Origin of the sequence: Wolbachia endosymbiont of Ceratosolen solmsi, from assembly GCF_017869155.1 — a bacterium.
Lineage (GTDB): Bacteria > Pseudomonadota > Alphaproteobacteria > Rickettsiales > Anaplasmataceae > Wolbachia > Wolbachia pipientis.
In genome coordinates this window covers 878,498-903,623 of the sequence record NZ_CP054598.1, presented here as the reverse complement: position 1 = coordinate 903,623, position 25,126 = coordinate 878,498, and the positions used below count along the sequence as shown (strand labels likewise).

Sequence of the window (25,126 nt, the reverse complement as noted above, 5' to 3'; positions counted from 1 at the left end):
AAATACAATAGCTTCAGTTTCATGATAAGAGTGCTGGCGGAGTTTGTCAAGGAAGTTTTTTCGTTTCTGTGGGCTACTTGGATTAATATTATATAGAAAGTCTGCTGCCAATAAAGCCTAAACTTACCAAATACATTTCTGTAGATTCAGATCTACTTGACTTTGGTTTAAAGTATTTTACTGTTTTAAACATTTTTTTTAGCTCGTTACAAAAATCTTTATCAGATTCTCCTTGGAAAATTTTTACTACAAACGTGCCACCATGGCTCAAGAAATGCTTTGCAAAATTGAGCGCTGCCTCACATAAAAGCATAATTCTGATATGATCCAACGATTTTAAACCACAAGATTCGGGCGCCATGTCAGATAAAATTACATCAAATTTTTGATCCTTGAATTTTTCTCTTAAAATTTCAAACTCATTGATAATATCACATTGTATAAACTCTACTCCATTAATTGCGTTCATTGGTTTTATGTCAAGAGCAACCACATTTGCACCTTTCTGAGATGCAACTTGTGACCATCCACCAGGAGAAGCACCAAGATCAATAATTTTTTGCCCTTCTTGGAATAATTTAAATTTGTTATCCATTTCTACCAGCTTATATGCTGAGCGTGACCTATAACCATCCTTGCTAGTTTTTTGCACATACTGATCATTCAAATGACGATGTAGCCACCTTGTTGAAGATAGTTTTCTGCCTCTAGCCGTCTTTACTCTAGTTTTTATTGCTAATACCCTACTTATTATTGATTATATCTTTAAGCTCTTTTTCAACTACTTCTTTTACCAGTGCATGTAGATATTTATTCAGCCATTCTGAGAGCTGAGGTTTTAAAAGAGATGTAACTAATTCTTCAACAGTAAGGTTCGCTTTTTTTTGTTGTTTATGCTGTAATTCGTTTTGCATTTTTCCAAGCAACGCTTTGATCTCTTCCATATTCTCTTTTAAAATTAGATGATCGTTATTTTGCGCTTGTAAGCCGCTATTACTCGCTTTGTTATTACTCATTTGGATATTATCGTACAAATAAATATCTTTTTTTTCTTCTGAATTGTAGCTATGGCCATTAAATTGGTTATTGTTGCAAGCCATTTCCTCACTTTGGTCATCATTATCAATGTCCTCTTTTTCATTATTTTCTTTTTTGCCATCTTCTTCTATTTCTTCTGGATACTCTTCCTCAAGGTATAGCACATCATCATTTTCATCCTTTATTTCTGCTTTATCGTTACTCGCGTTTTTACCCGATATAGCTTTTTTTATATCTTCTAGGATATCTTTTACAGATTGATTGCCTTGTTCATCATGCATAGTGCTAATACCATTAAATTTAGAGGTCTATACTATTTATCATAAAAAGCAAGTTGTAAACACTAATCACATAATTGCTTTTTGCTTCAACTAAGTCTGAACGTGCTTTAAATAATGCATCTTCAGTGTCCAAAAGGTCAGATGTACTCTTTAAATTTAAGTTTACTTCTTGCTCAACTCCTTCCAATGCTAGAGCTGCTGCTTTTTCCGCTTCTTGACTTGCTTTGATAATGGCCTTTGCTGTCAACACATTATTCCAAGCATTTACAACTGCTTGTTCTATATTTTTTACCGTTTCATAATAATCGTAGGTAGATTTTTTTGCATCCATTTTAGCTTTACTGACACCAAAAGCATTAACTCCTCTCTTAAAGATTGGAACATCAAGAGTAAAAACTACATGAACATTTTCTAATAGTTTGTCTACCTTCATACCATCCTCCCCAAAATTTTTGCTTGCACTTAGATTTAAAGAAGGAAGCCACTTGGAGCTTTCAGCAATCACTTCCATTCCGGCTGCTCTTTTTTGATAAACTGCTGCTTTTAGAGATAAATTATTGGTTTTTGCTAACTGTAAACATTCATTTAGCTCTGGAACAGAAGGTAGTTTATCATTAGCTTCAGAAAGGTCATCAGCATCTTCGCCAATCAAATGATAATAAGCAATATTTACCAACTTTAATTTACCTTCAGCATCAACTCTTTCGGATATAGAAGACGAAAATTTTGCTTTTGCTAACAAAACTTCAGCATTGGTTACCTCTCCAAGGGAAAAGCGTTTTTTCATAGCTGACAAATGTTCCAAAGAAACGCGTTCTTTATGTTCTCTAAGCTTTAATATTTCTGTCTTTTGTAAAACATTAACATATGCTTTCACAGCATTAAGTGCAAGCTCTTGTTTTAATTGCTGAAATCGCATCTTTTCTGCTTTGAGAAGATGGCTTGATCGACTGAATGTGGCAAAGGTACCACCGCCATCGATTAATTTCTGGCGCAATGTAAGTTTTTTTTCAGATGTATCAAGATTAAAGTTACTATCGAAATTGTATTGCAAATTAATGTCAGGTAAAAATCCAGCTAACCCAGAAGATTTATAGTGTTTTTCTGCGCTTTTATATTGGTAAAATTGAGACTTTATTTTTGAGCTATTTTTGATGGCTTTGCTTATCACTTCTCCCACATCGGTTGCATAGCAACTTATAGTATTAAAAATTATCGCAAGTGTGATAATCAATCGAAACATTCTAATTCCTATGCATATTGGTTGCGCAGCTCAATTACTAACATAAATTACTTTAATAATCAATAACTAATATTGTTGACACTATTGAGAAATTAAGTATATCATAGCTTACTATTGTTGGATCAAATAATGAAGACTTTTTTCTTAAAGGAGAAACAAATCAATAAAAAGTGGTTTGTCATAGATGCAGAAGGATTAGTGGTAGGGAGGCTTGCAGCATTTGTAGCGACACTATTACGTGGAAAGCATAAACCTGAGTATACACCTCATATGGATTGTGGCGATAATGTAATTATTATCAACGCAGAAAAGGTGCATTTCACCGGAAAGAAGCTTAAAGATAAAATTTACTATAAGCATACAGGTTATTCTGGTGGTTTGAAGAAAACTACTCCAGATAATATTTTAAATGGCAAATTTCCTGAGCGTGTAATAGAAATGGCAGTGAAAAGGATGCTTGATGATGGGCCTATGGCACGTAGACGCTTTGAAAATTTGTATGTTTATTCTGGTTCAGAGCATAAGCATCAAGGACAGCAACCTGAAAAGATAGATTTTGCCTCTTTGAATCGTAAAAATAAAAAGTAATGGAGTAAAAATGAAGAGTTCTACAATAAATAACAATGATTGGTCAGAAAAGACAATTAAATCAGCAGTTGATTCGCTTGGTCGTTTATATGCTACAGGCCGAAGAAAAGAATCTGTAGCAAGAGTATGGATAAAGCCGGGGAGTGGAAAATTTAGTGTTAACAAAAAAGGCGATCTAATTTCTTATTTTAAAAGAGAGTCAGTGTGCCAAACAGTAAAAATGCCATTTGTTGCAACCTCTATGTTAGATAAATATGATGTATTTGCAACTGTAAAAGGTGGAGGGCTATCTGGTCAAGCAGGTGCTCTAGCTCATGGAATAAGCAGAGCTTTAAGTAGCGTAAGCCAAGATTTGCATTCTATATTACGTAATGGTGAGTTCTTAACTAGAGATTCACGTGTTGTTGAACGTAAGAAATATGGTCAACATAAAGCTCGGAAAAAGTGTCAATTTTCTAAGAGATAGTTATTTTATAGTGGTGTTTTTTTGTAAGTATTATACAAATATTTGCAAAAATGTATGATATCCTCTATTTTTGTGATGAATTTAGTTGACTATCGGTGTCAACATAATATGCTATTTATGTGATTTTTTCAATATTAAGGTAATTTATGAGTAAAGAAGATATAATAAAACAATTAAAGGAAGATTGTTCTAGTCAGAATATAGATATAACAAAATCTGATTTGAGCAAGATTCATGATGCGTTTATTAAAATAATAAAGAATGAGCTGCATGGGAAAGGTGAAATACGTTTGCATGGAATAGGAACATTTTCTACTGCTATCAGTCAGGAAAAACAATGTCGTAACCCCCAAAGTGGTGAGATCATGACTGTTCCTAAAAAGACAAGGGTAAAATTTAAAGCAAGCCAAACTCTTTTAAGTATTTTAAATGAGAAGGAAAAAGCAGCAGTTAGTTAGACATTGTCATTTTCATTGTTTTTACTACGCTGTGTAAGCCGTAAAATACAGCTTCGCTAATTAAATAGTGGCCTATGTTAAGAGCTGAGATGTGAGGTATTCTTGTCATCTTCTTAGCGTGTTTATAAGTTATGCCATGTCCTGCGTGGCATTCTATTCCTAATTTATTGACGTACTCTGCAGCATTAGTAATTAACTGTAACTTTTTTTCTGATGGATTATCACAGTAATCCCCTGTGTGAATTTCTATTATGTCAGGTTTTGTCCCTAGCTTTTCAAGATATGTTAGTTGATCAATATTTGGATCGATAAACAGTGAGACTTTTATGCTAGAGCTATGCATTTCCTCTATTATACTAGAAAGTTTACTGTGCATATTCACGATATCCAGGCCACCTTCGGTTGTTAATTCTTCTCTTTTTTCTGGTACTATACTAATCGAATAGGGTTTTACCTTTTTTGCTATTTCAAGCATTTCTTCCGTGGCTGCAATTTCAAGATTTAACTCAGTGCTAATGCTTTTTTTTAGGTTAAATACGTCTTCATCTCTAATATGCCTTCTATCTTCTCGTAAGTGTACAGTAATAAAGTCTGCTCCAGCGTCAATGGCTATTTCTGCTGCTTTCAATGGATCTGGATAAGAAGTTCCGCGTGCGTTGCGGAGGGTTGCAACGTGATCGATATTAACACCTAGTTTCACAATCTACCTCAGAAATTATTTATAGATTATACATGTTATTAGTTTTTTTGCATAGTCATTGTTTGACCTTACCCAGAAAAAGTGGAGAGAAAGAAAGGAGTTTTTTCGGGTAAAATAAAATTTTGGAGGATTAGAAATGGTAAGAGAATATACAGCAGAATTCAAATTGGAAGCTGTTAAGCTGACAAATGAACAAAGAAAGGCAGGTCAAACAATTACAAAAATAGCAAGAGATTTAGGAATAAAGGGTGGTTTATTAGGAAAATGGATAAAGAAACACAACGAAAAAAAGTCGGCAGCAGATGCATTTCCAGGTAGAGGTAACATGGCTCCTTACGACAAAGAGAGGTTTGATTTACAAAGCAAGAGTAACAAGGGAAAGAGACATTTAAAAAAAAGCCCTGGCCAGTCAAAAAGAGTAAAATATTTTTTTATATAGTAACTGCTATAAAGTACAGAAATTATGTAGGATTTTCTGCTAGTGGCTACTATAAGTGGACTACAAGGAAAATAAGCAGTAGAGAATCAGCAAATAAAGAGCTACTCGAAGCTATTCAAAAAATATATCAAGCTTCTAAATGTAGATATGGAGCTCCTAAAATTCATTCTGAATTAAAGGCTTTGGGTAAAAGTTGCAACTTAAAAACAGTGCAAAGTATTATGCAGAAAAATGACATCAGGGCTATACTGAGAAGAAAGTTTAAANCAAAAATCTACTATTACATAGTGATAAAGGTTCACAATATACTTCGCAAGGTTATCAATATCTCTTAGCTGTAAAGAATATAGATGAGTCATAAAGGTTGTTGTTACAACAATTCTGTTGTGGAAAGCTTCTTTAGCTCATTGAAAAGAGAAATACTTATTGATACTTCACAACACTCTGCTCAACAAACTAGAACTGCAATATTTGAATACATAGAAATTTTTTATAACAAACAACGTCACTATTAACTATTGCATTCCAGAACAATTTGATGCATCATTCTTTTTGTAAAAAACATTCCACACTTTCTCTCCACTTTTTCTGGGTAAGGTCATCATAGCATTAGTTAGATGCATTAGAATTGATCATGATGATGTACATATAATGTTTAGGTTTCAAGAACTTGCTCTGGAAATGCAAAAAAAATGTTCAACATTATGTCGCGAGTCAAACTTAGGGTATTTGGCGTCTCATGTTTAATTTTTCGCACTACGTGCATCGCATGTCTTTAAAAATTCTGGGGTTTTTACCTATATAAGCCGAAACGCGCTTATAAAGCGTTACAAGACATCAAAAAATGCCAATACTCGACAGAGATAGTAAAAGACTAGCTAACTCGGGGATTCTTTGTCTTTTTTTCTGCTTAGTAAATTTCTTAAACATTTGCAGCGTAGGTTAGTTGCAATTAAAAGCAGCTGAATTTCGCTTGTCAAGCGTTTAAAACATAAAAAACGCCAATATTTTAAAGCGGATAATAACCCCAGGGCTTCTTTTGCCTTTTTTTTATTTGGTAAATTTCTTAATGTTTATGGCTAAACGACAATCGTCATCCCGCTACGTGTTAGCGGGATCTATGCTTTGAGATACTGCGAATGAATCGCGGTATGATGGTTAAGTAAGGGATCTATGCTAAGAGATGCCAAAGACCTTCATGAAACTTTGCCCATTTGGCTTCTCTAAAGATTTCGTTTACAGAATCTAGTAACTCAGCTATGCAGAATAAAAAAAGTTTGTATGGTATACAAATAGTGTGTTTTTTTTATAATTATTTTCTATAATACATAAACCTTTGGTCCAAGCTGTAAATGCCACCATAGGCATTAAAAGTTAATTAACAAACTGCAATGTATAATTAAATAAAGAAACTTGTAAGACTTTGATCTTACAGATTATAAACTTGTCATAAAGTTTAATAGTGTCTGTTACTGCTTTTAGGTGTGAGGCTAGAGGGTTATTAGCAGTAACAGACACTATTAAACTTATTATAAAATTTACTTAAAGTAAATACTTAATTTAAAATATTATAATATTTTTACTTACAATAGATTTATGTAAATGCTTTTTTCCTCAATTAGTATTGTACTATTATACTTGTTGAATGCTAAAAAATTATTAACCATCACTAATCTCTATTTGCATAGTAAGTTTATATATACTATTATACAGTATATCACTTAGTTTTATAGCAAACAAACAAAAGATATGGTGAAGTTATTTGCACTATTGATAATATTTTACTCAAATATATCTGTTGCCTCTGCTCCTACTTCCTGGCAATTTGGATTTCCTGCTCCTGCAACTGAAGTAATGGAGGCTGTAGTTAGGTCACATTCGTTTGTGATGCTTGTGATGGTTACAATAATGCTTTTTGTGTGGGCGCTGCTTGCTTATATAGCGTTTCGCTTTCGTAAAAGCAAAGTAACAAACATAAGTAAAACTACCCATAGTGTTCCTTTAGAAATTATTTGGTTTGTTATACCAACTATCATTGTTGGTATATTAGCCTTTGAAAACGCTAAATTACTGAAGCTACAGGAAGAAATACCGAAAGCTGATATAACACTGAAAGTTATTGGCCATCAATGGTATTGGAGTTACCAATATCCAGAATATCAAGGTGTGTCATTTGATAGTTATATTAAGGGAAAAGAAGACTTTATCGAAGGAGATTTAAAGCTGTTCTCTGTTGATAACAACATCGTTTTACCCGTTAATGCTAACGTTCGTTTACAAGTTACAGCAGGAGATGTTATACATAGCTGGGGAGTACCAGCTTTTGGTGTAAAAATTGATGCGATACCAGGTAGGCTGAATGAGGCGTGGTTTAATATCAAAAAGCCTGGTGTTTATTATGGGCAGTGCTACGAATTGTGTGGTCAAGGCCATGGATTTATGCCAATTGTTGTTGAAGCAGTAAGCAAAGAAGATTTTAATAAGTGGATTGAAAATAGAAAATTAGTGAGTTAAATTTGGAGTATAGATATGAGTGACGTACCAAAGGGCATAAAGCGTTGGTTGTTTTCCACCAATCATAAAGATATAGGGACACTGTACATTATTTTTTCCATATTAGCTGGAATTATTGGTGGATTATTATCGGTGATTATTCGCACTCAGCTAATGCACATTAATATACTTAACAATAACTATCAATTATATAACGTAATGGTTACAGGGCATGCGTTGATAATGGTGTTTTTTATGATAATGCCAGCCCTCATGGGAGGATTTGGTAACTGGTTTGTACCTCTCATGATTGGCGCACCAGATATGGCGTTTCCTCGTATGAATAATTTGAGTTTCTGGTTATTAGTGTCATCTTTTATTTTGCTCATTCTCTCAGTGTTTATTGGTGAAGGTCCAGGTACAGGTTGGACTTTATATCCACCTTTATCACAGGTAATGTCCCATCCAAGTGCAGGAGTTGACATTGCTATACTTGCACTCCATGTTGCTGGTATGTCGTCAATTGTTGGGGCGATCAACTTTATAGTTACTATATTTAACATGCGCGCAAAAGGCATGTCATTAACTAAGATGCCACTGTTTGTTTGGTCTGTCTTGTTAACAGCATTTATGTTGATTGTTGTCTTACCAGTGCTTGCCGGTGCTATAACTATGCTTCTTACTGATCGCAATATTGGTACTTCCTTTTTTGATCCTGCCGGTGGCGGCGATCCTGTGTTATTTCAACATCTATTTTGGTTTTTTGGTCATCCAGAAGTTTACGTAATTATTTTTCCTGCATTTGGCATCATAAGTCAGGTTGTATCAACTTTTTCTCACAGACCTGTATTTGGTTACATAGGGATGGTTTATGCAATGATAGGTATAGCAGTATTTGGCTTTATGGTTTGGGCTCACCATATGTTCACTGTTGGGCTTAGTGCTGACGCTGCTGCATTTTTTAGCACTACCACAATTTTTATCGGTGTTATAACTGGTGTAAAAGTCTTTAGCTGGATTGCAACTATGTGGGGTGGAGCAATTGAGTTTAAGACCCCTATGCTATTTGCACTAGGTTTTATTTTCATGTTTGTTGGCGGTGGCATAACGGGAATAATTCTTTCTCATGGTGGAATAGATAAGCTCTTGCACGACACCTATTATGTTGTTGCTCACTTCCATTATGTCATGTCACTTGCTGCATTATTTGGAGCTTTTGCTGGCTTTTATTATTGGATTGGTAAAATGTCGGGTAAACAATATAATGAGCGCTTAGGTCAAATCCACTTTTGGCTTACTTTTATTAGCACCAATATCACTTTTTTACCTCAACATTTCTTGGGATTAGCTGGTATGCCAAGACGTATACCTGATTATCCTGATGCGTTTATCCCTTGGAATTATATATCCTCAATTGGCTCATATATGTCCTTTGTTTCAGTTATGTTTTTTGTGTTTATAGTTATACATCTCTTCAAATGGGGCAAGAAAGCTGGAGATAATCCTTGGAAAGGTGACACCTTGGAATGGACGGTATCTTCACCACCGCCTTTTCATACTTTCGAAAAGCCACCAGTGGTAAAATAGAATGTACACAAGTGTTTTGCTAAATGTTGAATCAACAATACTGGATTTTTGGCGTTTGCTGAAGCCAAGGATAATGTATCTTGTGGTATTTACTGCAGTTGCCGGTATGGTTGCTGCACCAGGTGGTATGCATCCTTTTCTAGCATTAATATCTCTTATATGTGTTGCTCTTGGCTCAGGATCTGCAGGTGCTATAAATATGTGGTATGACAGAGATATAGATCTGCTCATGGAAAGGACAAAAAACCGCCCTATACCCTCAGGTAGAGTTTCTGCAGAAAGCGCGCTTGAATTTGGTATCACTCTTGGAATATTATCAGTATTTATCATGGCAATAGCAGTAAACTATATTTCTGCTGCTTTACTTGCAATCAGCATATTGTTTTACGTTTTTGTATATACGATCTGGCTCAAAAGACGCACTCCGCAGAATATCGTTATCGGTGGTGCAGCAGGTGCTTTCCCTCCAATGATTGGCTGGGCAGCTGTGACTAATTCTGTAAGTTGGGAAAGTTTCATTTTATTTTTAGTAATTTTTATGTGGACTCCACCACACTTTTGGGCCCTATCTTTAAATAAGTCTGAAGACTATGTAAAGGCATCGATTCCAATGTTCAATATTGTTTATGGTCCGAAGAAAACAAGAAAATATATATTAATTTATAGTGTTTTGCTGGTGCTAACTAGCTTGCTTCCAGCTCTATTCTTGAAAAAGGCTTTACTTTATCTAAGCATGGCAACCTTTGAAGGGTGCGTTTTTATTTGGTACGCTATATCAATTCTCAGATTCAAGAACCACAACTCACAGAAAAAAATGTTTTCTTATTCAATTTCTTATCTATTTTCCCTATTCGCCAGTATTATTTTTTGTTCTATTGATTTATTTTAATTATGAAAGAACGGCAGAAGCATAAAAACTATTTTTTACTTTTCCTTTTGGTAATGCTCGTTGTCACACTTTTTTTTGTTTCTATAATAAAATTTAAAGGTGCAGCTTAAACTACCTTTAGAAATTGTGCTTTCATAGAAGCAACTATATACTTTATTAATTCATTACAGTTAAAGATGAGCAAAAAGGAAGTGACAATATATACGGATGGGGCGTGTTCTGGTAATCCTGGAGCGGGAGGATGGGCAGCTATCATATTATTTCAAGATTATAGAAAAGACATTTATGGTAGAGAAGAAAATACCACAAACAATAAAATGGAGTTAACAGCGGTGATCAATGGGCTGAAAGTATTGAAATTTTCTTGTAATATTAATTTATATACGGATAGTCTCTATGTTAAACATGGCATAACAGAGTGGATAAATAAGTGGAAAATGAATGGTTGGAAAACAAGTAATAAAAAATCAGTAAAAAATATGGAATTGTGGAAAGAGTTAGACAACGTTGCTTTACAACACGAAATTGATTGGAAGTGGGTTAAAGCACACAGTGGCAATAAGTATAATGAGGAGGCTGATAGTTTAGCAAGAAAAGCAATAATCAATGCTTAAAAAAATTACTGTATTATTTTCCGTAGCTTTATTGTTCATATTGTGCTTCTTTATTTTTTTAAAGCCTTTAGAAATCAATATTAATTATGTTAATTTTTATGTTAAACATAAAATATCAAAAATATTTGTTGGCTCAAGCGTTAATGTGGAGAATACCTCAGTTGTTTGGCAGAAAGGTAGCAAAGATCCGTATTTAGTCATTACAGATTTGGCAATAGCAAACCCTAATTTTACTATAAAAGTTCCTGAGCTTTTTGTACATTTTAAGTTAAGTTCCTTATTTAAAGGTAACATAAAATTTTCTCAAGTTTTAGCTGATAATGTGCGTGTATATATCAAGAGAGAAGAAATTAATGTTAATCCGCAAAACTCATTAGACCTTTTGGATAATCATTATTTAAGTAATAACCGCCTTCCTTCGGTGTCATTCCAGCGCGTGACGCTGGAACCTAGAAAAAAAGAAACAAGTAGTCAAGCTACTTGGATGACAGGAAAAAAAGATACTGGGATGACAGGGAAGAATTTCAAGATGACAGAAAGCAGTGCAAAAAATCTATTAAAAACAATAAGGGAATTTTTTTTTGACTTAAATGCGGATTCAAAAATTGAATTTACTAACATCGCTATTAATAAAGGCACGGAAGATGAATTTTTTATTGATAAATTGTATATAGGGAAGGGGGAAGATTTTAATGTTTTAGATATTCATGTGAATACAAAAGATGAAAAGGGATTTTTGGATGATTTATCAATTACGATAAAAAATCGCAACAATTTGCTAAATGTGTACGGGACATTTTATGATCTAAAATTGGGACTATTAAGCGAGTTTTCTACATTAGTTAAAAGCTACAATTTGGACAAAAATATAGGATTCAAAGGAAGCTTCTCAGTGAAAATTAATAAAAAGGATGAAATTGTAGATGGAAATATATACGTATTGAATACAGAAAATTATTTGAACAAAAATTTGGCCTTAACTAATGTAAATATAAATTTAACATATAGTAATGGAATTATTAGTGTAAAAAACTTCCATTTTAAGTTAAATGACACGTATCTCTCTTTAATAGGCAAAATGAACTTTGGTACAAGTCATGCTTTGCTTAGAATTAATATTAGTAAGTTTGCTGCAAAGGATTTATGTACTTATATAACAGATAGTGTAGTAAATAGTAAATTTAAAAGCTGGTATTGTGATAATATTGATGGGGATGTTTTAAATACCATTGTAAGTTTCAATGGCAAAATTAACAATTTGGTTGATGACGATCTGTCAGACATTGTAATTGTTGCTGATATAGAAAACGGTAGCGTAAAATTTGATGAAGATTTTGAGCAAGTAAAGGAATTAAAGGGTGATTTGATCATCAAGAATAACGATCTTGAAATTACTGTAAATAGCGCTAAGTTTCAGAATTTCACTGTTAATGGTGGTGATATTGAAATGAAATCTCTAAATAAGGAAGATTCAGTTCTAACCATTAATGGCAAAGCTGTAAGTGATGCGTATGGTTTATATGAGCCTATAAGATTTAAGCTGGATGATGTGGTGAAGGTTGAAAGGGATAAAGTAAGTGGAATGGCAAAATCCGTATTTAATTTTCGCATTTTTAATCTAAATGCTGATGACAAAAAAGTAGACTTCTCAGCAAATTTTCATTCTGAAATTGACAATTTGGCCGTCTATAATGCAAGTCTTGGTAAATATGATATTAAGCTTAGTTTTGGCAGTGACTTTATAGATTTAAATGGTAGTGGTATGGTGAATAACACACAGCTATTATTTGACCTGAAAAGTAGCAATAGGAATGAAAGTTTCGCCTGGAATTTGACCGGAGATTTACCCGCTCAAATATTTAATTTTGATAGTGGCTATGTCAGTGCAAATTTAGAGTCAGTGATAAATCAAGATAAGACGGGGTATGTTAATGGTGATATAGATTTATCAGAATTTGAATCACATTCAAGCTACTTAGGGTGGAAAAATCGCTTTGAAGATCACAATAAAATTTTGTTTTCTACAAGGTTAAAAGGAGCAGGTGAATTGTTAGTAGATAAATTAGACATTGTAGGAAATGACCTAGATATAAAATTCAGCGGAAGAGTAGAAAATGGAAATTTATATTTAAATTCTAGTAGCTTTAAATTGCCTGATAATGATTTTAGTATAGAAATTGAATCAGGTAAGGAGAAAAATGCCATAACTATTTATGGTGAGGAAATTAACTTAAGTGATATTTTAGGCTTGCTTGGCAAAAACAGTAATGGATTAAATAAAGATATAGAGATTAGTATGAATGTTGACAATGTAATTATGAAAGAAGGCATCGTTATCAAAAATGCTAAGCTGAATGTAACCTGTACTAAAGGTAATTGCAATGGAAGTCAATTTACAGGGCAGTTTCTGGAAGATAGCAGCAACATACTAGCAGAATACAGTGGAATAGGGCTCGAAATATATGCGGATAATTCAGGTATGCTTTTGCGTTCCTTAGGCATTAGTAAATCAATTAAAAACGGCAAATTGTCTTTTTATCTCTCTCCTCAGAGAGAAAGTGGAGAACATTATGGTACGTTATCCATTAGCAATTTCTACATCAAAGATGCTCCACTACTTACTACTTTATTGTCGATGTCTTCATTGCCTGGCATTGTAAATGCCATAAAAAATGAAGGTGTATACTTTTACAAATGTAATGCACCTTTTTCATACAAAGATGGCACTATTGAAATTGAAGAATCTTGGCTTGAAGGGGCGGAGTTAGGTATTAGCACTGGTGGTAAGCTCGATATTAGAAATTATAAATTCCAGGTTGCAGGACAAGTAATACCAGCATATTCAATTAATAAATCTTTGTTAAAAATTCCTATAATTGGAAAACTTCTTACTGGTGGGAAAAGTAGGGGAATCGTTTCAATAGACTATAAAGCAAGTGGTGATGACAAAAACAATAACGTATCTGTTGATCTTATCTCTTCGCTAACTCCAAACCTATTAAAGAGGTTATTGGGAGTGTTTGATCGCATTATGACAAAAACTAACGAAAGTGGCTTAAAAGGTGGTGTGAAAAAGAAATTTGGTTCGATATGACCAAAAGGGAAGTTATTTAACAAAATTATGGACAAAAATGCAAGAATTTCAGAATGATCTACCTGGTTTTTATTTAGTTGTTTAAGTAATACCACTCCCTTTAACCTCTCTATATTTGCTGAACAACTAAAAAGGGTAGGGGGGTGGTTGTAAATTGTATCTGTTCAGCAGAGTGGCAAAATAAGGTAGACGAGAAAAGACAACTATAGGAACAAATGGGTGTCATCCCAGTGCGTGACACTGGTTTGGCTTTGTTGCATCGCTCTTCGGATAGTAGGTAACGCACAATAAATTTATGAAGCTATCTCAAATTTAGCCATACCAATATCAGTGAACTTATTGAGCAAATAGCATTTAACAAGTAGTTCCTTCTCTCTATTTGTCTCAGATTTATTCCTAAAACTAAACCCGAATGTTTGTTTCAGTCGCGAGAAAAAACCTTCTATATAAGATCTTTTTCCATAACTCATCTCTTTTTTCCACTTCTTTATACCATCTTCATCATATGACTTTATGAGCTTGACTGCAGAATTTCTCTCAGCCATATAGTCTAACTTTGGATGCTCTGCTGCGTTGTTTTTCGGAGGAATTTTCGTTTTTATACCATATTGATTACACAGCTTATAGAGCTTTTCTCTGTCATATGCCCTATCTGCATATAGTACTTTTATGACATACTGAAAATCGACTTCTTTTAGCAAATCACAAGCTCCATAGTGATCAGCCGTTACTGTATTTTACAGCTATGGCTTTTTTGCTGTTTGTATTCAACATTACATGCAATTTTCTTGTCTGTTCATAGCTGCGATACTTTCTATCTTCGCTATTTTCTTTGCTATGACCAGGAGTGTTGTTGTATATACTAATTCCTGTACTGTCTATAGCAATTTCGATATCTTCCATATTATTTTCTGCAATCATTGATCTTAATATTGAGTTTCTTAAACCTTCTTGATGATTGTGAATAGCTGATAACTTGCAAATTTTTCCCAATTTGCTCAAGGTATCCTGCTATAAACCCAACTGTTTGCCTCAGGCCTATTCTAAATAAACAAGTTATTATGTGCACCAAAATTACAACTTTATCGCTATAAATATTGTTGCCACCTGGTATTTTTGGACCATTCTCGTACCACTTTTCTATGGCTTCGTTGATATAATGAAAAATATTTCCTCTTTTTTCTAGAAATTTGTTATATTCGCTATGGTTACTGACCCTCATTTTTTGTGGCATATTTTTTCTTTCAAGGTTAAATGGCTATTTTATAATGAATTTTGTCAGTAGCCACCAGATTTTTTCAGTTGCTATGCAACAAAGCCATCCCAGTGTCAAGCACTGGAATGACATCACAGGGGCACTGGAATTTTTGTTTCAATATTTGTACATTAGCCATGCATCTGAACAGATACTGTAAATTAGCTATATTACATTAGCCCATCAGATGAGTTGTAATGGTTATAATTGTCTGATAAGTGATCTCTAACATCGTGACCTAACTCATTGGCATCAGGCTTAACTTCGTGATCTAACTCATTAGCATCGAGCTTAAACAAAGAAGGATTATCATCAGATTGTTGATTAGACTCTTTCTCTTTCGACCCAAATAACCATGAAAAGAGTGATGAGATAGAATCAATAATGGATTTAATTGCTGAAAAAATATTGGATAAGAAATTACTGGGTTGCTGAGTATCCTCTTCGGCTGATTCTGGTTCAGGCTCTTTTCCTGCTGTGTCATCCACATCTTGTTCAGGCTTACTTCTGCTTATGAGTGTCTTATCTAACCATTTGGACATATTCTTGTCTGGATTATGAAAATACATTTTCTCTATGTCCTTGTTTTCATCAACAAAAATTACTACAGTTGCATTCTGACTTAATGACCCTTCATTTAATCTATAACGTTCACTAACGAGCGATTCATGAGAGTTCTTTATATCTTGAATCAATCGAAGTTTTTCTTCTTCTACTAAAAGGTAACCTCTGTGTTGTATAGCATAATTGGTCCCTTTGTACTTAAATTGCAACATTCCTGTAACCTCTGTGTAGTCATCACATTTTTGTTCTTCTTCTGGCTCTGGATTCGTGCGGTTTTCATTTACCTCTTCTTCAGACTTACTTCTGCTTATAAGTGTCTTATCTAGCTGTTTGAATATATTTTTGTCGGAGTTTCGAAAATACATTCGACTTATCTCCTTATTTTCATCAACGTGAATCGATAAAACTGTATTCTCATTCCCCAATCCATCACATTCACTAACGAGCGATTCATGAGAGTTCTTAATGTCTTTGATAAATTGAAATTTTTCTTCTTCTGAAAAGTACTTGCATCTTACGTTATAAGTGGTGCCTTTGTATTTAAAACTAAATATCCATCCATGGTCTTCATATTCATCTAGTCCAGAATTCTTGACACGTTGTATAATTTGAAATTTTTCATCTTCTGAAAGGTCCTTGAGGTATATACTACCAGTTGTATCTTTATATTTAAATTTAAACATCCATCCATGGTCTTCATATTCATCTAGTCCAGAACTCTTGACACGTTGTATAATTTGAAATTTCTCTTCTTCTGAAAGGTTTAGGCGGTATACACTACCAGTTGTACCTATGTATTTAAAAATAAAACTCCATCCATCGTATTTATATTCATCTACACCCATCTGCTTGCAAATAGCTTTATAATTTTTTTCTTCTACTTCTCGTCCAACAACATTTGCTATGAGTTCAGTATCCAGAATACTCAAAGTTTGGACTGTTGCCGATGGTGAAAAACACAATTGAAATATGTGGCCTAGCTCATGACCCAGAACAAAATCCATGGCACTTTGCTTATATGTCAGAATATTCTGACAATCTGTTACTCCTCGTGTAATATATCCTGGACTACCATCTTCATCTATGCCGAGAAGATTGTTATACTTTGTATAATCGCTTCTATTATTGAAAATGTAAACCGTTATATTTTTACTTATGCTACTATCTTTGAAGCAAAACTTTTCTTTAAATGCCTCATAGGCAGTTTTAATGTCTGTTTCTATTTGGTTTTGTTCCTGCTCAGATAAGTTGTCGTATTTTATAGTACAATTTATATACCCGTATTTAACGGTAAAGCTGTTAGACAAAACATCATGTATATTTGTGGAAAAATAATTGAACTGCTTTGACTCGGCTTCTTTATACAATTGATGCCCATATTTATCACTAGAATACTTTGGTAGTTTAGGTACTTTGGCAATTAAGTTTTTGTTACTATCAAAAAAAGAAATATCAGAATTACCAATCCTAAAATCCTTTATAGATTGCCCGCAAGTGCCATCATTTGCACAATCATGATTATCTTTCTTATTAAACCATGCGTTGGTGTATTTTTCCATTTTGATACCTCACTACCAAACCTTACTATATTATTATCTTGGTAAAAATCATAATAATTCGTTAACTTGTATTTTAAATCTGTATCAAATGTGCTTTTCTCGTAAGGTATCAATTGTGAAGTAATTAACTTTATTTGTTTAAAATTTTGCTAAAATAGCTCTTTTTATACTATGTTTTATATAGCTAAACTGACTTAGATTTACTGACAATTTGAAAAACAAAAATTCGTCATTCCGCTACTATAGTATTTTCTAAAACGAATGATAAACGTCTAAAATGGTATTACCAATTAAAAGGTGTAAGTTTGTACATTGATGCATTAGAGGTCTGAGGCGACTTTTGATGGTGTGCCAACAATGCTCTATCGGATTTAGATCTTACTATTACCCACAAATATAAATGTTTGTTGCATAGCTCTTAATGGCATAACTTTTGCTTGAAATAACTGTTTATATGGTGCAATTTACAGCTTTTAGTTGCTAAAATTATAACTCTTAGTTTAATAATTTTAGTCTAATAAGCTTTCAGGTTAATAAAATTAAATTATTTGAGTAAATACAATATTATGTTTTTATTTGTGGGTAATAGTAAGGCTTAAAGCAAAATGTAGTACGAACGGTAGGTGGATCTAAAAGATCGAATTACAATCCTGTATACAGCATTTTGCATTATTGTTTGATTATATTTATAGGTACAAAAATGGCTAGAATAATTTTCATGGGAGTAGATGTTTCCAAGGAAGCATTGGACATCTCAATTAATGGCAAGCATAAGCGCATAGCAAACGTGAGTGATGCTATATCTAAGTTTATAGAAACAAATATAGTCGATTTACCCATCAAGTTATATGTAAACTGGTGGCTATGAAAAGCTCATTATAAAATTGTTGCAAGATAACTGTCCATAAAGCTCACCCGAATCGGGTATATGCATTTGCCAAAGCTTGCAATCATTTTGCAAAAACTGACAAGTTAGATGCTAAATTACTGGAAAAATACGCTGAATTTGTCAGTAAAGACGGTGAAGTAAAAGGATGTATAATTTCACAAAAGCAAGAGGAATTAAAGGAGCTGGGGGCAGTTGAGCGTAATTTAAATGATGCAATTCATGCAAACAAGTGTCGCCTGCAAAGTGCGACGGGAAAAGCTAGAGAATACATAGAAAGACAGATAGGGTTTGCTGAAAAACAATTGAAAGAAATTAGGCAAGACATAGAAGACACAATAGATTCTGACCTTGAATTGAAAGGAAAAAATGAGCTTTTAATCAGCTATAAAGGTATTGGTCAAAGACGGCGAGCGTTCTACTGACAGAGGTGCCTGAGCTTGGTAGATTAGAGAATAGAGAAATTGCATGCTTAGTTGGAGTTGCACCTAAAACTAGTGAAAGTGGAAGAAAAGTTGGCAAAGCTCAAATCAAAGGAGGCAGGTTTTATGCAAGGAAAGCACTATACATGTCAGCTCTTGTTGCTATGCGCCACAACAGAAAAATGAAAGCGTTTTATCAGCGTTTGGTTGATTCTGGCAAAGCTGCTAAGGTTGCATTAGTTGCTGTCATGAGAAAAATATCGTTTGTTTAAATGCCATGATAAAAAATAACAACTTTTATCTTGACTCTTAAGACGGTAGATGACAGACCATTGATTGTATGGGTTCCATCTGTTATATATAATCTTTTTGAATACGAAGAAAACTGATGAATGAGTATGATATTACGGTTATAGGTAGCGGTCCTGGTGGTTATATAGCGGCAATTAGGGCGGCACAGCTTGGGTTTAAAACTGCAATTGTGGAAAAAGAAAAAAATTTAGGCGGTATATGCTTAAATTGGGGATGTATACCAACAAAATCACTGCTTAGAGCATCTGAGGTTTATAGGCTAATAAAAAGATCAAAAGAGTTTGGTATAGAAGTAAAGGGAGCGAATTTTGATATACAATCAATAGTGAAATACTCAAGAAACGTTGTTGATAAATTGTCAAGCGGTGTTGCATATTTGATGAAAAAAAATAATATCAAAGTTCATCAAGGTTTTGGTAAACTTGCAGGCAATGGTACTATAAAAGTCGTTAGCGATAAGGAAGAACAAGAAATTGTTTCCAAGCATATCATTTTAGCAACAGGCGTGAGGGCACGGAATCTGCCTGGAATAGAGGCAGATGGAGATTTAATATGGAATGCGCAGCACGCTATGACTCCAGAGAGATTACCAAAATCGCTACTAATTATAGGGTCTGGTGCAATTGGAATAGAATTTGCAAGTTTTTATAGTACTTTGGGGGTTGATGTAACAATCATAGAGATAAAGAGCACTATTTTGCCGCTGGAGGATAAGGACATTTCAGATTTAGCACAAGAAATATTCACAAAACAGGGGATAAAAATATATACAAACAGTAGCGTAAAAGCTCTTACTAAAAGTAAAGACTCTGCTCAAGTGCTACTAAGTAGTGGTGAAAGCAAAGAATTTGATAAGGTGATTGTTGCGGTTGGAATTCAAGCAAATATTGAAAATATAGGTTTAGAAAATACAAAAATTAAATTAAGCACTTCTGGCTTTATTGAAACGAATGAATGGTATGAAACTAGTGAATCAAATGTGTATGCAATAGGTGATGTAGCTGGCCCACCATGTTTAGCACATAAAGCGAGCCATGAAGCCGTGATCTGCATTGAAAAGATTGCTGGTAAAAATGCTCATGCGTTAAAAAAAGAATGCATACCAAATTGCACTTATTCTCATCCACAAATAGCGAGCATCGGCCTTACTGAGGAACAGGCAATAAAAGGTGGGTATGATATAAAAATAGGAAAATTTCACTCTAATTTTAATGGTAAGTCTGTTGCACTCAGTGAAACTGAAGGGTTAGTGAAAACGATTATAGATAAAAAAACCGGAGAAATTCTGGGTAGCCACATGATAGGTGCAGAAGTAACGGAGTTAATTAGCAATTTTGCTCTTGCAAAGCAACTAGAAGGAACAGACTTCGACATAAAATCTACGATTTTTCCTCATCCAACCATTTCAGAGATGATACATGAATCAGTGCTTGCTGCAGATGTTAAATAGTTGAACTAACGTTCCATCGTTTTAGAGTTGTCAATGTCTTGAGTAGTAGTTTGATTAGGCACTTTAGTTTCAATAGATTGATTACCACCAGCATCAGAATTCTGTAACTCTTCTTTCAATCCCTTAGCTGCTTCTTTAACTTCAAGCTTTGCCTTTGGATGAAGATCTTCTGGGCCTTTTCCTTTAGTATCCAAACCTTGTTGTAGATTAGTGCTTTTCATTTTATTATGCTGCTCGTGCTCAGGTAGGTCAACGACCGAATTGAAAAGAATTTTTATTATATTTTTTAGCAGTTCTAAAAAACCTCCGCTTCTGCCTTCTCTTTGTTCTTGAGGTTTATTTTTCTCATTAGGTTCTTTTTTACTATTACTTTTAGGCATTTTTAACTCAACTATCATAACGCTTAATAAAATTCTACGTGCAAATTGTTAAATAACAGTTAACAATCTAGGATTTATTATTTACAGATGGATATTATTTTAGCAACAGGTGGCACAGGTGGGCATATCTTTCCGGCCATAGCTTTAGCAAAAGCACTAAAGACACAAGGATACAATTGCATATTATTCACTGATAAAAAAACAAATAAAAATACCGACATAGAAAGCTACACCTTACCATTACGTAGACCAAGCAGCAACAAATTTAAGTTTTTCCTTTTCTTGATATACAGCTCTATGTTAGCACTGTATCAAGTAAGAAAATTAAAACCAAAATCGGTCATTGGTTTTGGTAGCTATGCTTCTTTTCCAACTCTTCTTGCAGCAAGAGTTCTTTCTATACCTATAATTTTACATGAACAAAACACAGTTTTAGGGAGAGTAAATAGATTCTTTTTCAAGAGTGCAAAATTAATTGCAACCAGCTTTCCGGAGACTAAATATGCAGAGGGCAATAAATGTATTTTTACAGGAAATTTTGTTGATATAAAAGCACAGAGCCATTCTAGCACTGAGAAAATCCTAAATATATTGGTCATAGCAGGCAGCCAAGGTGCAAATTTTTTTGATGATGTAGTAAGCAGCGTAATTTGTGATTTACCTATTAAAATGAAAAAGAAAATTAGAGTGACGCAGCAATGTACGAAGAAAAATGTAAACAAGGTCAAAAGTCTATACAAAAGTGAAAAGATCGATTGTGAATTGAGTGAATTTTTTGATGATATGGAGAATAGACTGGCCAATGCTCACTTGGTAATTAGCAGAGCAGGAGCAACTTCAATAGCAGAGATCACTCTTGCTAGGCGTTCTGCTATATATATTCCTTACCCTTACTCAAAAGATAATCACCAATTTTATAACGCAAAATATATTGAAGACTCGAGAGCAGCTATAATAGTTGAGCAGAATAGTGAAGCAAAAAAAAATCTAACAGAGGTACTATTTGATCTATTAAATAATTCTCAAAAATTGCGTGATATGACCAATAGTACAGAAAAAACAGGGATAAAGAATGGGACTACTGAGTTTGTTAAGGTGATTGTTCACAGGTTTAGTTGATGGCTGCTTGCTTTTTCTTCAAACACGTCCCAAAGATCCTTTTCTAGCGATATATTATACAATTTATTGATATAAACTACTCCCGTGGGTGAAGTTGTGTTAATTTCGAGCAGGAAGTCATCTATAATATCAATACCAACAAATATTAGCCCTCTTTTCTTTAATTCAGGACCAATTTTGTTACATATTTCATTGTTTCTATCGTTCATTTGAGCGGGCTCAAAACTTGCTCCAAGTCGCATGTTTGTTCTGATCTCTCCACTGATTTTTGGAATTCGTTTCATTACACCAATTGGTTGGCCATAAAGTAGCAATATTCTTTTATCTTTATCTATGTTTTTACAAAATGATTGTGCAATCACAGGGCATTCGTATTTTGCTATCATGAGATCCACTACTACTTGAATACTATTCTCATCTTGTATTCTTATCACATCGTTTCCTCCATAACTATACAATGGCTTCAGAATAATATCTTGATAGTTGTAGTAGAAATCTCTAATCATTGATATATTTTCAGTAATCAAAGTTGGCGGAATTAGCTCTGGAAATAATGAAGTTATCAATTTTTCAGGACAATTTCTTATTTCTGTTGGATTGTTAATTACCAATGCGCTGGTTTTTTCTAAGATATATGTTGTTGTAATATAACGCATATCAAAGGGTGGATCCTGTCTGATAAATATGATGTCCATTTCATTCAAGTTGATTGCTACATCCTCTTTAGAGATAAAACTAAAATCATCAACGCTGACTTTCTGAGCCAGAGCAATTGGATGGTTTAGCTTTAGTGCTAAATTGTTAGGAGCATAGACAAAAACTTCGTGCTTCCTCCTTTGTGCTTCCTTTATTAGCACGAATGTAGTGTCAGTTTCAAAATTTATATTTTCATCCATCTGAAAGGCAATTTTCATTTATGTTCTCTACCTATTGTCACAACTGTACAAATGTTATAATTTGAAAGCGATTTTTGCCTAATGGCGTAACTTACTGTACCTGTATCGTACATAACTTACAACTTGTTTTACTCCCTTTACTTTTCTTGCAATTGCTATTACAGCTTTTAATTCCGCTTTATTTTGGGCTATACCCATCAAATAAACAACTCTATCAAGCGTATTAACGCTATAATTAATTGACTTAATATTTCTTTTTCCCAGGAGTCTTGTTCTTATTTCCGCTGTTATCATGCCATCTACAGTGGTGTCTAGCATGGAAGCCATTTGAATTGGTATTACTCTTATTTCATTTATCACTTCTTTAATTTCTTTTTGCTGCCAAGCTATTTTTTCTGCTGTAAGTTGTTTTTCAGGAGTGTCAACACTTCCAATGAGCAATACTCTTCCTTCACTTACTTTAACCTTTATGGATGAAAATAGCCCATGTTTTAAGAGCCCCTTATTAATTCTGATGACCATAGTCGTATCATCAATGATATTTCCCAAGGATTTGTCCTGCATTGTTATTGCTGTTGCTGTCGCTGTAGCCACCACACCACCTATTATAAGGGTTGTGCAACCACTTTGTGTAATCAAAAAAATTGCGAGTAAGAAGCTTGTTATTAATCTCATTATTGATTTTCATGGTTTAGAGCTTTCATTAAGAAATGTTAATAAGCTTTTTTGATTGTGTAAATACCATAAATTAAGTAAGACTTTAAACCTTGAATATTTTTAATGGAATACCTATAATAGGGTACTGAAAATTTCTTGCGGATATGGCGGAATTGGTAGACGTGCCAGGTTTAGGTCCTGGTGAGCTTGCTCGTGGGGGTTCAAGTCCCTCTATCCGCACTTTAAAGTCATGTAACTTAGGTTTTAAGGGAAAATTTATAATCACTAAATACACTTTTGTTTGTGTAAAAACCTGTTCTTAAGGATTGTGTTTAACTTAAATTCTGGTAAAATGACTCTATTAAGATATGAATTAAAATGTTAATAAATGAATTATGATGTCTAATAATATACCTCAAAATACAGTCGAAGTAAGTAGCGTATATACCTACAAAGAGCTTAGTATAGATAAACTAAAGTATGAGTATGAAATCACAGTTGGTAGTGATTATATAAAACAAAAGGTAAATTCCAGGTTGCAAGAGATAGCAGAAAATGCAAAATCACCTGGATTTAGGGCTGGAAAGATGCCCTATGACCTTGTTGTTGCAAATTATAAAAACGAGGCTTTGGAATATGTGATAAATAATACAATTGATTATTGCTCAAGTGATTTGATGAAAAAAATTGAAGTCAAGTCTCACATTTATCCTAAGGTTGATGTTATATCATTACCAGATCTGGGCAAAGAAAATGAGGAGGGCAATTTTGTATACAAGCTATCTTTTGAGTCGATGCCTGAAGTACCGATGATAGATCTTGACAAAATAAACTTAAAGAAAATTGAAGCAAAGATTGAAGAGGAAGATATAAAAGAATTTATTGATTCTATCAAAACAAAGTTCCCCAATTTTGCCTCTGTTGATGATGCTTCTTATCAAGCGAAAGATGGGGATAAATTGATAATTGATTTTGAAGGGCGGATTAGGAATAAGCTCTTTCAAGGTGGAAGTAGCAAAGATTTTGCCGTTAATTTAGGGTCTGGCACATTTATTAATGGTTTTGAAGATCAATTAACTGGTATGAAAAAGGGAGAAACAAAGAACTTTAAGTTGAAATTTCCTGAAAATTACCAAGCCATTTCCCTTGCAGGACAGGAAGCTGATTTTTCTGTGCGAGTTAATGAGATTCAAATTGCCAAAGATTTTGAAAATGATGATGAAATAGCTAAGAGTATTGGGTTTAAAGATTATTCTTTGCTAATAAATCATGCAAAAAAAATGATTGGTGATCAGTGCACCGAAATGAGAAATCTCTTAATTAAAAAGGAGCTGTTTGATTATTTGGATGCTAATTATAGTTTTGATTTACCCACAGACATAGTAAAACAGGAGCAACAAAGAATGGAAGGAGAATTGGGTGCTCAAAATGATTCTCGTAAAGAAGCTGAAAAACGTGTAAAGCTTGCTATGTTATTTATGAAATTTAGTGCAGAACATAAAATATCATTAACTCAAAATGATGTTTTGAGTGTTATTGTAAATCAATATGTCAGTAAAGATGTGCAATTTGACAGAGTAATTAAGCATTTTGAATCAAATAAACAATTTCAAGAATTAGTTAGAGGGCAAGCGCTTGAGTATAAAGTGACAGATTATATAATAGAAAAAGTTAGTAAAGAAGAGCAGATTGTTTCTGTGAAAGAATTAAAGGAATTATTTGATAATATTTAATAG

General features: G+C 33.7%; 19 protein-coding genes, 1 tRNA gene and 3 pseudogenes. 14 read left to right on the top strand and 9 right to left on the bottom strand.

Features of this window, described 5'->3' with window-relative positions:
- Positions 1–88: 88 nt before the first annotated feature.
- The 3 genes from HUB95_RS04430 to HUB95_RS04420 all read right to left on the bottom strand — a co-directional run bounded on the left by HUB95_RS04430 (position 89) and on the right by HUB95_RS04420 (position 2,562).
- Positions 89–667, bottom strand: coding sequence for an RlmE family RNA methyltransferase (locus HUB95_RS04430; RefSeq protein WP_015588787.1), 579 nt, complete (start codon positions 665–667; stop codon positions 89–91).
- 76 nt (positions 668–743) lie between these two features.
- Positions 744–1,319, bottom strand: coding sequence for a PopZ family protein (locus tag HUB95_RS04425; protein WP_010082598.1), 576 nt, complete (start codon positions 1,317–1,319; stop codon positions 744–746).
- Between the two features lie 19 nt (positions 1,320–1,338).
- The gene (locus HUB95_RS04420; RefSeq protein WP_006279873.1) at positions 1,339–2,562 is read right to left on the bottom strand and encodes a TolC family protein; all 1,224 of its coding nucleotides are present in this window, start codon (positions 2,560–2,562) and stop codon (positions 1,339–1,341) included.
- Between the two features lie 129 nt (positions 2,563–2,691).
- Between HUB95_RS04420 and rplM the strand changes: the two genes are divergently transcribed.
- The 3 genes from rplM (at position 2,692) to HUB95_RS04405 (ending at position 4,074) form a co-directional block, all read left to right on the top strand.
- On the top strand, positions 2,692–3,150 hold the full coding sequence (gene rplM, locus HUB95_RS04415; RefSeq protein ID WP_010082596.1) for a 50S ribosomal protein L13: 459 nt from the start codon (positions 2,692–2,694) through the stop codon (positions 3,148–3,150).
- A gap of 10 nt (positions 3,151–3,160) precedes the next feature.
- Entirely contained in the window at positions 3,161–3,616 is a 456-nt protein-coding gene (rpsI, locus tag HUB95_RS04410) for a 30S ribosomal protein S9 (protein ID WP_007548415.1), read from the top strand.
- 146 nt (positions 3,617–3,762) lie between these two features.
- Positions 3,763–4,074 (top strand): HU family DNA-binding protein, encoded by a 312-nt coding sequence (locus HUB95_RS04405; protein WP_006279876.1) that lies wholly within the window; start codon positions 3,763–3,765, stop codon positions 4,072–4,074.
- Here HUB95_RS04405 and HUB95_RS04400 read toward each other — a convergent pair.
- Positions 4,067–4,774, bottom strand: coding sequence for a pyridoxine 5'-phosphate synthase (locus HUB95_RS04400; RefSeq protein WP_141456804.1), 708 nt, complete (start codon positions 4,772–4,774; stop codon positions 4,067–4,069). The genes HUB95_RS04405 and HUB95_RS04400 overlap by 8 nt on opposite strands.
- A gap of 136 nt (positions 4,775–4,910) precedes the next feature.
- Here HUB95_RS04400 and HUB95_RS06640 point away from each other — a divergent pair.
- The 6 genes and pseudogenes from HUB95_RS06640 (at position 4,911) to HUB95_RS04360 (ending at position 13,890) form a co-directional block, all read left to right on the top strand.
- Positions 4,911–5,771, top strand: a pseudogene (locus tag HUB95_RS06640) (IS3 family transposase).
- A 1,191-nt stretch (positions 5,772–6,962) separates the two neighbouring features.
- Positions 6,963–7,727: a cytochrome c oxidase subunit II gene (coxB, locus tag HUB95_RS04380; protein ID WP_015589127.1), complete on the top strand. Its 765-nt coding sequence runs from the start codon at positions 6,963–6,965 to the stop codon at positions 7,725–7,727.
- A gap of 15 nt (positions 7,728–7,742) precedes the next feature.
- A complete protein-coding gene (ctaD, locus tag HUB95_RS04375; protein WP_197907216.1) occupies positions 7,743–9,293 on the top strand; it encodes a cytochrome c oxidase subunit I in 1,551 nt (516 codons plus the stop codon).
- A 1-nt stretch (position 9,294) separates the two neighbouring features.
- Complete coding sequence (locus HUB95_RS04370) at positions 9,295–10,182, top strand: heme o synthase (RefSeq protein WP_209452347.1); 888 nt, start codon at positions 9,295–9,297, stop codon at positions 10,180–10,182.
- A 176-nt stretch (positions 10,183–10,358) separates the two neighbouring features.
- Positions 10,359–10,796, top strand: a complete 438-nt coding sequence (gene rnhA, locus HUB95_RS04365; RefSeq protein ID WP_209452346.1) for a ribonuclease HI — start codon at positions 10,359–10,361, stop codon at positions 10,794–10,796.
- Entirely contained in the window at positions 10,789–13,890 is a 3,102-nt protein-coding gene (locus tag HUB95_RS04360; RefSeq protein ID WP_209452345.1) for a YhdP family protein, read from the top strand. Before rnhA ends, HUB95_RS04360 begins: the two co-directional genes overlap by 8 nt.
- 293 nt (positions 13,891–14,183) lie before the next feature.
- Here the strand turns inward: HUB95_RS04360 and HUB95_RS06635 are convergent.
- Both HUB95_RS06635 and HUB95_RS04340 read right to left on the bottom strand, forming a co-directional pair.
- Positions 14,184–15,124, bottom strand: a pseudogene (locus HUB95_RS06635) (IS5 family transposase).
- 191 nt (positions 15,125–15,315) lie between these two features.
- A complete protein-coding gene (locus tag HUB95_RS04340) occupies positions 15,316–17,268 on the bottom strand; it encodes a hypothetical protein (RefSeq protein WP_209452344.1) in 1,953 nt (650 codons plus the stop codon).
- A gap of 700 nt (positions 17,269–17,968) precedes the next feature.
- Between HUB95_RS04340 and HUB95_RS06630 the strand changes: the two are divergent.
- Positions 17,969–18,889: pseudogene (locus tag HUB95_RS06630) on the top strand (IS110 family RNA-guided transposase).
- Positions 18,890–18,964: 75 nt separating this feature from the next.
- Positions 18,965–20,338 (top strand): dihydrolipoyl dehydrogenase, encoded by a 1,374-nt coding sequence (lpdA, locus tag HUB95_RS04325; protein ID WP_209452342.1) that lies wholly within the window; start codon positions 18,965–18,967, stop codon positions 20,336–20,338.
- A gap of 5 nt (positions 20,339–20,343) precedes the next feature.
- Here lpdA and HUB95_RS04320 read toward each other — a convergent pair whose 3' ends face one another.
- Positions 20,344–20,736, bottom strand: coding sequence for a hypothetical protein (locus tag HUB95_RS04320; protein ID WP_006279962.1), 393 nt, complete (start codon positions 20,734–20,736; stop codon positions 20,344–20,346).
- Between the two features lie 69 nt (positions 20,737–20,805).
- Between HUB95_RS04320 and murG the strand changes: the two genes are divergently transcribed.
- Positions 20,806–21,837, top strand: a complete 1,032-nt coding sequence (gene murG, locus HUB95_RS04315) for an undecaprenyldiphospho-muramoylpentapeptide beta-N-acetylglucosaminyltransferase (protein ID WP_015589119.1) — start codon at positions 20,806–20,808, stop codon at positions 21,835–21,837.
- Here murG and gshB read toward each other — a convergent pair.
- Both gshB and HUB95_RS04305 read right to left on the bottom strand, forming a co-directional pair.
- A complete protein-coding gene (gene gshB, locus HUB95_RS04310; protein ID WP_015589118.1) occupies positions 21,822–22,751 on the bottom strand; it encodes a glutathione synthase in 930 nt (309 codons plus the stop codon). The genes murG and gshB overlap by 16 nt on opposite strands.
- Before the next feature lie 60 nt (positions 22,752–22,811).
- The gene (locus HUB95_RS04305) at positions 22,812–23,408 is read right to left on the bottom strand and encodes a BON domain-containing protein (RefSeq protein WP_209452341.1); all 597 of its coding nucleotides are present in this window, start codon (positions 23,406–23,408) and stop codon (positions 22,812–22,814) included.
- A gap of 140 nt (positions 23,409–23,548) precedes the next feature.
- Here HUB95_RS04305 and HUB95_RS04300 point away from each other — a divergent pair.
- Positions 23,549–23,630: transfer RNA gene (locus HUB95_RS04300), tRNA-Leu, on the top strand.
- A 158-nt stretch (positions 23,631–23,788) separates the two neighbouring features.
- The gene (gene tig / locus HUB95_RS04295) at positions 23,789–25,123 is read left to right on the top strand and encodes a trigger factor (RefSeq protein WP_015589117.1); all 1,335 of its coding nucleotides are present in this window, start codon (positions 23,789–23,791) and stop codon (positions 25,121–25,123) included.
- Positions 25,124–25,126: the final 3 nt, after the last annotated feature.